At 72.2% G+C, this 10691-nt stretch carries 13 protein-coding genes; 7 read left to right on the forward strand and 6 right to left on the reverse strand.

Features of this window, described 5'->3' with window-relative positions:
* On the reverse strand, positions 1-201 hold a 201-nt coding region (locus ABZ948_RS39715), incomplete at its 3' end, for an ATP-binding cassette domain-containing protein (protein ID WP_359768001.1).
* A 12-nt stretch (positions 202-213) separates the two neighbouring features.
* Positions 214-882 (reverse strand): DUF4097 family beta strand repeat-containing protein, encoded by a 669-nt coding sequence (locus ABZ948_RS39720; protein ID WP_359768002.1) that lies wholly within the window; start codon positions 880-882, stop codon positions 214-216.
* 224 nt (positions 883-1106) lie between these two features.
* Between ABZ948_RS39720 and ABZ948_RS39725 the strand changes: the two genes are divergently transcribed.
* The 5 genes from ABZ948_RS39725 to ABZ948_RS39745 all read left to right on the forward strand — a co-directional run bounded on the left by ABZ948_RS39725 (position 1107) and on the right by ABZ948_RS39745 (position 5360).
* Positions 1107-1862 (forward strand): GbsR/MarR family transcriptional regulator, encoded by a 756-nt coding sequence (locus ABZ948_RS39725; protein WP_359768003.1) that lies wholly within the window; start codon positions 1107-1109, stop codon positions 1860-1862.
* A gap of 136 nt (positions 1863-1998) precedes the next feature.
* Positions 1999-2730, forward strand: coding sequence for a response regulator transcription factor (locus ABZ948_RS39730; RefSeq protein ID WP_359768004.1), 732 nt, complete (start codon positions 1999-2001; stop codon positions 2728-2730).
* A 2-nt stretch (positions 2731-2732) separates the two neighbouring features.
* Positions 2733-3845 carry a sensor histidine kinase gene (locus tag ABZ948_RS39735; RefSeq protein WP_359768005.1) on the forward strand — a complete coding sequence of 371 codons (1113 nt, stop codon included), beginning with the start codon at positions 2733-2735 and terminating at the stop codon, positions 3843-3845.
* A 109-nt stretch (positions 3846-3954) separates the two neighbouring features.
* Positions 3955-4686, forward strand: a complete 732-nt coding sequence (locus ABZ948_RS39740; RefSeq protein ID WP_359768006.1) for a flavodoxin family protein — start codon at positions 3955-3957, stop codon at positions 4684-4686.
* Positions 4687-4793: 107 nt separating this feature from the next.
* Positions 4794-5360 carry a DM13 domain-containing protein gene (locus ABZ948_RS39745; protein WP_359768007.1) on the forward strand — a complete coding sequence of 189 codons (567 nt, stop codon included), beginning with the start codon at positions 4794-4796 and terminating at the stop codon, positions 5358-5360.
* Between the two features lie 29 nt (positions 5361-5389).
* Here the strand turns inward: ABZ948_RS39745 and ABZ948_RS39750 are convergent, their stop codons facing one another.
* On the reverse strand, positions 5390-5848 hold the full coding sequence (locus ABZ948_RS39750) for a PPOX class F420-dependent oxidoreductase (RefSeq protein ID WP_359768008.1): 459 nt from the start codon (positions 5846-5848) through the stop codon (positions 5390-5392).
* Positions 5849-5938: 90 nt separating this feature from the next.
* Here ABZ948_RS39750 and ABZ948_RS39755 point away from each other — a divergent pair, with 90 nt between their 5' ends.
* Entirely contained in the window at positions 5939-6316 is a 378-nt protein-coding gene (locus ABZ948_RS39755; RefSeq protein ID WP_359768009.1) for a VOC family protein, read from the forward strand.
* Positions 6317-6496: 180 nt separating this feature from the next.
* On the opposite strand, the gene ABZ948_RS39760 is transcribed toward ABZ948_RS39755, so the two are convergent.
* The 3 genes from ABZ948_RS39760 to ABZ948_RS39770 form a co-directional block, all read right to left on the reverse strand.
* Positions 6497-7165 carry a DsbA family protein gene (locus ABZ948_RS39760; RefSeq protein WP_359768010.1) on the reverse strand — a complete coding sequence of 223 codons (669 nt, stop codon included), beginning with the start codon at positions 7163-7165 and terminating at the stop codon, positions 6497-6499.
* 237 nt (positions 7166-7402) lie between these two features.
* A complete protein-coding gene (locus tag ABZ948_RS39765) occupies positions 7403-8077 on the reverse strand; it encodes a hypothetical protein (protein WP_359768011.1) in 675 nt (224 codons plus the stop codon).
* A gap of 102 nt (positions 8078-8179) precedes the next feature.
* Positions 8180-9376: a magnesium and cobalt transport protein CorA gene (locus ABZ948_RS39770; RefSeq protein WP_359768012.1), complete on the reverse strand. Its 1197-nt coding sequence runs from the start codon at positions 9374-9376 to the stop codon at positions 8180-8182.
* Between the two features lie 132 nt (positions 9377-9508).
* On the opposite strand from ABZ948_RS39770, the gene ABZ948_RS39775 reads away from it, so the two are divergent.
* The gene (locus ABZ948_RS39775; RefSeq protein WP_359768013.1) at positions 9509-10624 is read left to right on the forward strand and encodes a winged helix DNA-binding domain-containing protein; all 1116 of its coding nucleotides are present in this window, start codon (positions 9509-9511) and stop codon (positions 10622-10624) included.
* Positions 10625-10691: the final 67 nt, after the last annotated feature.

Raw genomic sequence — 10691 nt, forward strand, 5'->3', positions numbered from 1 at the left:
GTGGCCGGCGACCCGGGCCTGTCCGCCGTCGGCGGTGACGAGGGTGGAGAGGATCTTCACGGCGGTGGTCTTGCCGGCCCCGTTCGGACCGAGCAACGCGAAGACCGTGCCTTCGGGGACGGTCAGGTCGATGCCGTCCAGGACGGTCTTGTCGCCGTAGGACTTGCGCAGCCCGGTGGCCGCGATGCCCAGGTTCGTCATGTCGGATGCTCCTCAGAGGCTGCGGGCGGTGATGTCGCCGTAGGCGGTGGTCGCGCGGACGGTCAGGCCGGCGGCGGCGCCCTCGGCGTTCCTGAACGCGTTGTCGATCCGGCCGTAGGTGGTGCCGGCGTCCAGGGCGGCGGAGACCCCGGCGGCCGCGCCGACCGACACGTCGCCGGCCTGGGTGGTCAGCACGACCGTGCCGCGCACGGCCTCGGCGATCCGGATGTCGCCCTTTCCGGTGCTGATCTCCCCGGGGCCGCCCAGGCGGCCGACCGAGACGTCGCCGGCGACGGTGGTGAGGCGGGCGCTCGCGGTCTCGTCGAGCTTGATCGCACCGTGCGCGCTCTCGACGGTGACGTCGCCGAGCCGCCCGACGCCCCGAACCTCGGCGCTGGCCGCCTTCACCTCGACCCGCGAGCCGGCGGGCAGCCGGACCGTCACCTCGATGGCACCGGAGGGGCCGAGGTACTGGTTCTTCGCCGGGGCCTCGATCCGCAGGACGCCGTCGCCGTACGCGACCGTGGCCTGTTCCGCCCCCTTCACGTCGCGGCTCTTCGAGGCGTCCGCGGGCAGGACCTCGACCGTGGTGTCGGCCCGGTCGGCGGCGATGAACCGGACGCGCCCGGCGGGGATGTCGAGGACGGCGGAGATCGGGGCTGGGGTGTCGAACGTCTGCATGGTGTTCTCCTGGTTGCTCGTCGTTTCTGACACCGGAAACGCTACGTTGCGTTCAAGGGAGCGGCAACAGCCTTGTTGCGTAGTTCCAGCGTATAGCCAGGTCACAGTGCCATAATCATTGCAATGAAGCTGACGCGTAACGCAACAACACAGCTTGAGCCGTTGCAATGGAATGGGGGCGAACGCTACTCTCGACGCGTCGGGGAACGTGAAGGGAGATCGTGGTGCCGGGAGGCAGGCTCACTCAGCAGGAACGCCAGCAGATCGCGACGGGACTGGCCGACGGCCTGGCCTACGCGGAGATCGCCAGGCGCCTCGACCGTCCGACGTCGACGATCACGCGAGAAGTGATGCGCAACGGCGGCCCCACGGCCTACCGTGCCGACCTGGCCCACCGCGCCACGGAACGCCGCGCCCACCGGCGCAGGCAGACCGCCCCCCGGGCGGCGGAGGCGCTCCCGCAGTCCCACGGACGTGACGCCGAGGCCGTGCGCGAGTACGAGGAGACGCTGACCACCGTCTTCATGCAGTCGGGCACGCCCAAGATGATGGCCCGGGTGCTGGCCGGCCTCTGCCTCAGCGATTCGGGCAGCCTCACCGCGTCGGAACTCGTCCAGCGCCTCCAGGTCAGCCCGGCGTCCGTCTCCAAGGCGGTCGCGTTCCTCGACAGTCAGGGCCTCATCCGCCGGGAACGCGACGAACGCCGCCGCGAGCGCTACATCGTCGACGACGACGTCTGGTACCAGTCGATGATGGCCAGCGCCCGGGCCATCGCCCAGATCGTCGAGACCGCGCAGCAAGGTGTCGGCATCCTCGGCGCGGGCACCCCGGCCGGCGCGCGTCTCGAGAACATCGCCCGCTTCCTCGACTTCGTCTCCGAGAGCACCGCCCGCGCCGCGGACCAGGCCCGCGACATCCTCCACACGAAGCCCGCGACGGCGACCGGCGGCGCCGTCGAGCATCCCCCGGCGAGCGGCTGAACCGCCGTGGAGCAGCGACCTGCGCTCAGGTCCCTGCCCCGCTTCGCAGGCCCCTTTTTCTTACGAATCCCGGACGTCGTGGGCCGGTGATGTCCTCGGGCGCCGCACCGGGGCCGGGGAGTGCCAGGCTGGAGGCATGCAGCAGCCGTACGAGCCCCTCAGGTCGCCGGACCCGTTCCCCCGGGTCCTGGTCGTCGACGACGATCCGACCGTCGCCGAGATCGTCGCCGGATACCTGGAGCGCGCCGGTTACGCCGTCGACCGCGCCGACGACGGCCCCACCGCCCTCAACCGCGCCGCCGCGCACCGGCCGGACCTGGTCGTGCTCGACCTGATGCTGCCCGGCATGGACGGCCTGGAGGTGTGCCGCCGGATCCGCGGCCAGGGCCCCGTGCCGGTCATCATGCTGACCGCCCGCGGCGACGAGGAGGACCGCATCCTCGGCCTGGAGGTCGGCGCCGACGACTACGTCACCAAGCCCTTCAGCCCCCGTGAGCTGGTCCTGCGCGTGGAGTCGGTCCTGCGCCGCAGCAGGCCCGCCGCCGACACCGGACGGCACCGGCTGGGCGCGGCCGGCCTCGCCGTCGACCCGGAGGCCCGCCGGGCCACGAAGAACGACACCGAACTCGCCCTCACCCTCCGCGAGTTCGACCTGCTCTCCTTCTTCCTGCGGCACCCGGGGCGGGCGTTCAGCCGCGAGGACCTGATGCGCGAGGTGTGGGGCTGGGACTTCGGCGACCTGTCGACCGTCACGGTCCACGTCCGCCGTCTGCGGGGCAAGGTCGAGGACGACCCGGCCCGGCCCCGCCTGATCCAGACCGTGTGGGGCGTGGGCTACCGCTTCGACCCCACGGCAGGGGAGGACTGACCGTGAAAGCCACCCTGCTCATCGCCCTGTACGCCTTCGCCGGTGCCGCCGCCTCGGGCCTGGCCGGAGCGGGCGTACTGCGCCTGATCCGGCGCCGCTCGCTGACCGCCTCGCTCACCGTCGTCGCGGCGGTCGGGGTCGTCGCGATGCTCGCGGGCACCCTCGCCGTCGCCTGGGCGATGTTCCTCTCCCCGCACGACCTGACCGTCGTCACGACGGTCGTCGCCATGGCGGCCGTCGTCTCCCTGGCCACCGCGCTGCTGCTGGGCCGCTGGGTCGTCGCCCGCAGCCGCGCGCTCACCCTGGCCGCGCGCTCCTTCGGCGACGGCGGGGACTTCGCCGCCCCCGACGGCCCGGCGACCGCCGAACTGGAGTCGCTGAGCCGCGAACTGGCCGCCACCAGCGCCCGGCTCGCCGAATCCCGGGAGCGGGAACGCGCGCTGGAGACCTCCCGGCGCGAACTCGTCGCCTGGATCTCGCACGACCTGCGCACCCCGCTGGCCGGCCTGCGCGCCATGTCGGAGGCCCTGGAGGACGGCGTCGCCGCCGACCCCGACCGCTATCTGAAGCAGATCCGCACCGAGGTCGAACGCCTCAACGACATGGTCGGGGACCTCTTCGAACTCTCCCGCATCCACGCCGGCACGCTGTCCCTCGCGCCCACCCGGATGTCCCTGTACGACCTGGTCGGCGACGCGCTGGCCGGAGCCGACCCGCTCGCCCGGGAACACGGGGTGCGGCTGGTGGGGGGCCGGATCGAGCCGGTGCCGGTGGAGGTGGACGGCAGGGAGATGAGCCGCGTCCTGGGCAACCTGCTGGTCAACGCGATCCGCCGGACCCCGGCCGACGGCACCGTCGCGATCGCCGCCGAGCGGTCCGCCGAGGGCGTGGTGCTGTCGGTGACGGACGGCTGCGGCGGCATCCCCGAGGAGGACCTGCCGCGCGTCTTCGACACCGGCTGGCGCGGCACACACGCACGAACGCCCCCGGCCGGCGCGGGCCTGGGCCTCGCCATCGTCCGGGGGATCGTGGAGGCGCACCAGGGCCGGGCCACCGTCCGCAACATCCCCGGCGGCTGCCGCTTCGAGGTGGTGCTGCCCGCCGCCGCCTCCTGACCCGGACAGCACCACCGTTCCCGTGCCGGTGGCACCCGCACGGTGCGCAGTGCCGCCTTCAGGTGCGTCGAACCGGGACAAACCCGGCCCGAGGCGCCACGCTGCCCTCATGACCGCCTCGCCCTCCACCGACGCCCCGTACCGCTTCGACGACCTGACCGCCCTCTACGTCAACTGCACCCTCAAACCGTCCCCGCAGCCCAGCCACACCCAGGGCCTGATCGACAAGAGCCGGGCCATCATGGACGCCGTCGGTGTGACCACGGACGTGATCCGCGCCGTGGACCACGACATCGCCCCCGGCGTCTACCCCGACATGACCGAACACGGCTTCGCCACGGACGTCTGGCCCGCGATGTACGAGCAGGTGATGGCGGCGGACATCCTGGTCCTCGCCGGGCCGATCTGGCTGGGCGACAACAGCTCGGTCACCAAGAAGGTCATCGAGCGCCTCTACGCCTGCTCCTCACTGCTCAACTCCCAGGGCCAGTACGCCTACTACGGCCGGGTCGGCGGCTGTCTGATCACCGGCAACGAGGACGGAGTGAAGCACTGCGCGATGAACGTCCTCTACAGCCTCCAGCACCTCGGCTACACGATCCCGCCCCAGGCGGACGCCGGCTGGATCGGCGAGGCGGGCCCCGGGCCGTCGTACCTCGACCCGGACTCGGGCGGCCCGGAGAACGACTTCACCAATCGCAACACCTCCTTCATGACCTGGAACCTGATGCACCTCGCGGCCCTGCTGAAGCGCTCCGGAGGCGTCCCCGCCCACGGCAACCAGCGCTCGCGGTGGGACGCCGGGTGCCGTGCGGAGGCCGACAACCCCGAGCACCGCTGACCGGCCCCCGGCGGACGTAAGGGTTTCGTCATCGGCCGGGCGGCCCATGACACCGGATACGCCCGTTGAATGGGAGTGAGACGAAGAACTCCCAGGAGGTGGGCGGAATGGGACGGGGACGAACGGTGCGGATCAGGCCGTGGCTGGTGGCCGTGCTCGCGGTGGCGATCGCCGGAGCCGGTTTCGGGCTGTACTGGTTCCAGCCGTGGAAGCTGTGGCAGGACGAGACCGTACGGGAGGCGCTGCCCGGGACCGTCGTCTCCTCGACGACGCCCGGCGGGACACCGCCCGACGCGTCCTCCGCTCCGTCCCCGGCCGTGCCGGTGACGGTCGCGGCCGGCGAGCTGATCAGCCACGAGCACGCGACGTCCGGCACCGTGAAGCTCGTACGGCTGGCCGACGGCAGCCATGTGGTGCGCCTGGAGGGACTCGACACCAGCAACGGCCCCGACCTGCGGGTCTGGCTCACCGACGCGCCGGTGAAGGAGGGGCGCGCCGGCTGGCACGTGTTCGACGACGGGGCCTACACCAGCCTCGGCAAGCTCAAGGGCAACAAGGGCAGCCAGAACTACACCGTGCCCGACGACGTCGACGTGACCCGGTACAGCAGCGTCAGCATCTGGTGCGACCGCTTCGACGTCTCCTTCGGCGCCGCGGAACTGGCCCGCGCCTGAGCGGCTCCGGCCAGGGCGAACCGGTGGTGTTAGCCGTTGATGTCGAGAGCCGTTCCGTACAACCGGTCCACCTTCAACCGGATGACCAGCCGGCGCTCGGCCACCAGCTGCTCCAGGAACGCCTCTTCGTCCTCCGGCTTCGCGTCCTGCGGGATCAACGCGAGCAGTTCCCGGCCGACCGCGTCGCCGGGGACCGTCGTGATCTCGGAGACCTCGGCCTCGCCTTCGGCGACGGCGAACGACCACACGTCACCGCCCTGCACATGCAGCGCGGCGCGCGGCTCGCGCCGCAGGTGCGACACCTTGACGCGGTCGGCCGTAGTCGAGAACCGCAGCACGCGGGCCTCGGGGTCCCAGCCGTACAGCATGGTGGTCAGGTGGGGGTGGCCACTGCGCTTGACGGTGGCGAGCGTGCCGAACCGCTGCGTGCCGAGCAGCGCGGAGAGGGCCTCGTCGGACAGGGGGAGCGGCGCTGGTCTTTGAGTCATGTCCTGATCAACGTCCGTGACTGCCAGGGAATTTCACGAACGCCGGGACTCATGCCCTCACGTGCCCGGCACCCCGCATAAAGTGATCGAATGCTGAAGTTCACCGATGTCATCCTCGACTGCCCCGACCCCTGGAAGCTGGCCAAGTTCTATGCCGATCTCCTGGGCTGGGAGATCAACACCGACATCAGCACGGAGGACTGGGTCAATCTGCGCAACGACGGTGTCGAGCTGTCGTTCCAGCGGGTGGCGGACTACCAGCCGCCCAGCTGGCCCGGTCAGGAGCATCCGCAGCAGTTCCACCTCGACTTCGAAGTGGACGAGTTCGAGCCCGAGCAGCGCCGGGTGACCGAGCTGGGCGCCACGTTCCAGAAGAGCTTCGTCGGAGAGAAAGGCTACGGCTGGCAGGTCTACACCGACCCGGCCGGGCACCCGTTCTGCCTGTGCCGCAACCCTTCCCCGGCCTGACCGCCCGGGTTCTCGGCGTTCTCCGGTGCGGGTGCTCGGCGTCCTCCCGTGCGGCGACGTCACCTGAACTCCGCGGTCTGGGGCGGCGAGTGCTGATGCGATCGCGCTGAGGAAGCCGCCCTGACCGGACGGCGGGGCGGCTTCGTGCGCGAGGGGGTGAACTCCTCGCCGGTGCCGGACTCAACCCCGGAGCCGGTGCTCGATGAGGGCCTTGAACTCCTCGTAGGAGCCCGGATTGGGGATCTTCTCCCCGTCGAGGAAGAAGGTGGGGGTGCCCTGGACGCCGAGGCCGAGGCCGTCGCGCTGGTCGGCCTGGACGCGTCCGGCGATCTCCGGGTCGGCGAGGGCCGCGTCGAACGCGCCCATGTCCAGGCCGAGTTCCTCGGCGTAGCCGCGGAAGACGTCCTGCTTCCACTCCTGCGACTCCCCCCACTCCTTCTGGGTGGTGAAGAGCTTGGTGTACATCTCCTCGAACTTGCCCTGCCGAGCCGCGGCTTCGGCGGTGCGGGCGGCGAGTTCGCCGTTGCGATGACCCGGCATGGGGAAGTAGCGGGCGACGAAGGTGACCCGGTCGCCGTACTCCTCGCGGAGCTTCTCCACGGCCGGGTAGTACGCGCCGCAAGCCTCGCACTCGAAGTCCAGGAACTCGACGACGGTCAGTTCGCTCTTCTCCGGTGCGGTGAGGCGGTGGCTGTCCCCGCGCACGGGCATCGCCCGAGCGGCGGGTCGCACGTCCGCGCCGTCGCTGCTGCGGCCGTCCGGCCTGAGCAGCAGGAAGGAGGTCAGGGCGGCGGCGAAGCCGGCGACGAGCACGGCTGCGACATACAGATGCTTCTTGAACTTGCTCATGATTCCTCGGTGGGGAGGGCCCCGGCGGGTCAGTGGGGCGTCGGTCGCGCGCGTGCGGGCCCATGAGGGGGAGCGGGCCCACTGGAGCGCCAGGCGGATCGAGGTGAGGGGAAGGGAGATGCCGCCGAGCCCCACCGGCCCTCGCCGGCCAGGGGAGGCGGAGCTTGGGGGCGGAGCCTGGGAGGCGGCGGGGCTCACGGAGGAGCGGCCCGCCGAACCGGTCTTCGCGCCGTGCCCTCAGGGCAGGCAGGGACCACCGATCGGCAGGGGCCGGACCGGGACGAGCGGACCCTTCCCGCCCGGCGGCGGCCCCCGGCCCTCGATCAACCGCACCAGCACGGCCGACCTGAGCGGCGCGGCACTCTCCCGGACCGTGACCCGCGGGCCCGTCCCATGGACCCGGCCGAGCAGCGGCCGGACGAACAGCAGCACGCGCCGTACGGCCGCCAGCAGCGGCCGGCCCTGCCACAGCAGCCGCTCCGTGACCCCCAGCAGCCGGGCGGCGAGCACCACGCTCACCACGTGACCGGCCACCAGCGCCCAGGTCGGGCTCCCGGCGGCCGTGTCGTGCCCGACCGGCCACGGCAGCCCGCCGCAGGCGTCGGCGCCCCGGACGGTGACGGCCGCGCAGGCTCCGGGGAGGGAATAGGCGGCATGGTGGGCGAACTGGGCCGCGAGGAGAACGCCGAGCACCTGGGCGTCGGAGAGCCGGCGCCGCGTCAGCAGGACCGCTCCCGGCACGGCCACCGCGGCCGTCACCGCCACCACGACCCAGCCGGGACAGTGGCTCCTGAACAGCACGTGCCCGGCCGTCGGCAGCAACACCCCCAGGACCGCCAGCACACCCGCCCGCAGCCCACGCAGCACCCCGGCCGCCGGGGAGGCGGAGTCCGTCGGGCGAAGGGGGAACATCGGTCGGTCTTTCTCCGAGAGGCGGGCACAGCGGCCCACCGTGGCGCGGCACGGGGCCAGGGCAGCGTACCCGCCCACCCGCACCCGCCCCGTCGACGGGTGCTAGAGCCAGTCCCGCCGCTTGAAGATCACGTACAGGCTGACGCAGACGACCCCCATCAGACCGATCGCGAAGGGATACCCGAAGCTCCAGTCCAGCTCCGGCATGTGCGTGAAGTTCATCCCGTAGATCGTCCCGACCAGCGTCGGCGCGAACAGGATCGCCGCCCACGACGAGATCTTCTTGATCTCCTCGTTCTGTTCGAAGCCCGCCTCCGCCAGGGCCCGCATCTCCGTGTTCTGCTGCTGTGTGACCAGCGTGGCGTTCACCGTGAGGATCTCCGTCAGGGCCTGGCGGAAGGTGTCGACGCGCTCGCTGGTGTGGGTGACGTGGTCCGCCACGTCCCGCAGGTACCGCTGCAGTTCCTCGTCCGTGCCGTACTTGGCGAAACCCGCCATCAGCCCGTGCAGCATGCCGACCAGGGGGCGGGTGGCGCGCTGGAACTCGACCATCTCGCGGGAGAGTTCGTAGATGCGGCGGGAGACCTCGGGGTCGCCGCGGAACACCTCCGTCTCGATCTCGTCGATGTCGTTCTGCACCCCCGCGACCACCGGCGCGTAGCCGTCGACGACCGCGTCGAGTATCGCGTACAGCACCGCCTCCGGGCCCAGCTTCAGCAGCTCGGGCGACTCCTCCATGCGGCGGCGCACGGCCGACAGGTCCGGTGCCGCGCCATGGCGGACGGTGATCACGAAGTCGGGGCCGACGAACACGTGCAGTTCGCCGAACTCGACCTGCTCGGGGGCGTCGAGATAGCGGGCGGCCCGCAGGACGACGAACAGCGTGTCCCCGTAGCGCTCCAGCTTCGGACGCTGATGGGCCTCCATCGCGTCCTCGACGGCGAGCGGATGCAGGTCGAACTCGACGGCCAGGGAGTGCAGTTCGCCGTCCGTGGGACGGGCCAGGCCGATCCACGCCATGCCGGCGGGCCGCTCGCGCAGCTCGCGGTATGTGTCGGCCAGGGTGGCGGGGGAGGAGACGCGGACGCCGTCACGGTAGAGGGCCGCCTCGACGACACTGGCCACCTCGGCCGGTTCCCCCGGCTCCGGCGGGGTGTCGGCGCCGGGCGGCTGCGGCCCGGCCGGCTGCACCGGGGCCAGGGCCCGGCGCCAGACCGATCTGCGGGGGGTGTGGTTCGCCGGCCGCGGGGGCCGGGCCGGCTGGTCCTTGTCGGCGGGGCGGGCGCGTCGCTGGGGCATCGCGGATGCCTCTCGGTCGAGCGTACGTACGGATGATCACGCAGCGGGACACGAGCAGCATACGCGGCGGATCGCGCCGTCCCTCGCCAGTCGCGGCCAGAAGCTGTCCGCAAGTCCCGCTACCGTCCCCTCATGACGAACACCAAGCGGAGCGTCACGCACACGGCCCCCCACCTCGGCACCCGGGCCCTGAACCGCGCCACCCTCGACCGGCAGCTGCTCCTGCGCCCCGCCCGGATGTCCGTCGCGGCCGCCGTCGAGCACCTGGTCGGCCTCCAGGCGCAGAACGTCAAGCCGCCGTACTACGCGCTCGCCACCCGCCTCGACGGATTCGCCCCCGAGGCGCTGTCGCGGCCGATGGCCGACCGGGAGGTGGTCCGTATCGTCACGATGCGGTCCACCATCCACACCCACACCGCGGACGACTGCCTCACCCTGCGTCCGCTGGTGCAGCCCGCCCGGGACCGGGAGCTGCTGAACTTCCGCAAGGGGCTCGCCGGTGTCGACCTGGACCGGCTGACCGTCCTCGCCCGCGACCTCGTCGAGGCCGAGCCCCGCACCATGAAGCAGCTGCGCGAGGCCCTGCTCCTGGAGTGGCCCGACGCCGATCCGCAGGCCCTGTCCGTCGCCGCCCGCTGCCGCCTCCCGCTCGTGCAGGTGACCCCGCGCGGACTGTGGGGCCGCAGCGGCCAGGTCTGTCTCACGACCGCCGAGCACTGGCTCGGCCGGCCCGCCGAACCGGCCCCCGCGCCGGACGCGGTCGTCCTGCGCTACCTCGCCGCCTTCGGCCCGGCCTCCGTGCGGGACATGCAGACCTGGGCCGGACTGACCAGGCTGCGCGACGCCTTCGAGCGCCTCCGGCCGCGGCTCGTGACCTTCCGGGACGACAGCGGCACCGAGCTGTTCGACCTCCCGGACGCCCCCCGCCCCGACCCGGACACCCCCGCCCCGCCCCGCTTCCTGCCCGAGTTCGACAACCTGCTGCTGTCCCACGCCGACCGCAGCCGCGTCGTCCCGCCCGAGTACCGGGGCCGTTCCTGGCAGGGGAACATCGCCTACTGCACCCTCCTCGTCGACGGCTTCCTCGCGGGGCTGTGGCGGATGGCCGAGGGCGCGCTGGTGATCGAGCCGTTCGGCCGCCTCACCAGGGCCCAGCGCGAGGACGTCACCGCGGAGGCGGAGCGGATGCTGCGGGTGATGCACCCGGAGGCGTCGTACGACATCCGGTTCGGCGTCGTACGCCGGTAGGGCGGTGCCGGGGCGAACGGCGCGGAGACATGGAGAGGGGGCGTTGCGGGCCGCTCGTGGAGGCCCG

The organism is Streptomyces olindensis (assembly GCF_040645895.1).
GTDB lineage: Bacteria > Actinomycetota > Actinomycetes > Streptomycetales > Streptomycetaceae > Streptomyces > Streptomyces olindensis.

What these genes read in the sequence shown, in the direction of transcription:
- ABZ948_RS39720 (WP_359768002.1), bottom strand. Translation starts at nt 882, where the DNA reads ATGCAGACGTTCGACACCCCAGCCCCGATCTCCGCCGTCCTCGACATC.
- ABZ948_RS39730 (WP_359768004.1), top strand. Translation starts at nt 1,999, where the DNA reads ATGCAGCAGCCGTACGAGCCCCTCAGGTCGCCGGACCCGTTCCCCCGG.
- ABZ948_RS39740 (WP_359768006.1), top strand. Translation starts at nt 3,955, where the DNA reads ATGACCGCCTCGCCCTCCACCGACGCCCCGTACCGCTTCGACGACCTG.
- ABZ948_RS39745 (WP_359768007.1), top strand. Translation starts at nt 4,794, where the DNA reads ATGGGACGGGGACGAACGGTGCGGATCAGGCCGTGGCTGGTGGCCGTG.
- ABZ948_RS39750 (WP_359768008.1), bottom strand. Translation starts at nt 5,848, where the DNA reads ATGACTCAAAGACCAGCGCCGCTCCCCCTGTCCGACGAGGCCCTCTCC.
- ABZ948_RS39755 (WP_359768009.1), top strand. Translation starts at nt 5,939, where the DNA reads ATGCTGAAGTTCACCGATGTCATCCTCGACTGCCCCGACCCCTGGAAG.
- ABZ948_RS39760 (WP_359768010.1), bottom strand. Translation starts at nt 7,165, where the DNA reads ATGAGCAAGTTCAAGAAGCATCTGTATGTCGCAGCCGTGCTCGTCGCC.
- ABZ948_RS39765 (WP_359768011.1), bottom strand. Translation starts at nt 8,077, where the DNA reads ATGTTCCCCCTTCGCCCGACGGACTCCGCCTCCCCGGCGGCCGGGGTG.
- ABZ948_RS39770 (WP_359768012.1), bottom strand. Translation starts at nt 9,376, where the DNA reads ATGCCCCAGCGACGCGCCCGCCCCGCCGACAAGGACCAGCCGGCCCGG.
- ABZ948_RS39775 (WP_359768013.1), top strand. Translation starts at nt 9,509, where the DNA reads ATGACGAACACCAAGCGGAGCGTCACGCACACGGCCCCCCACCTCGGC.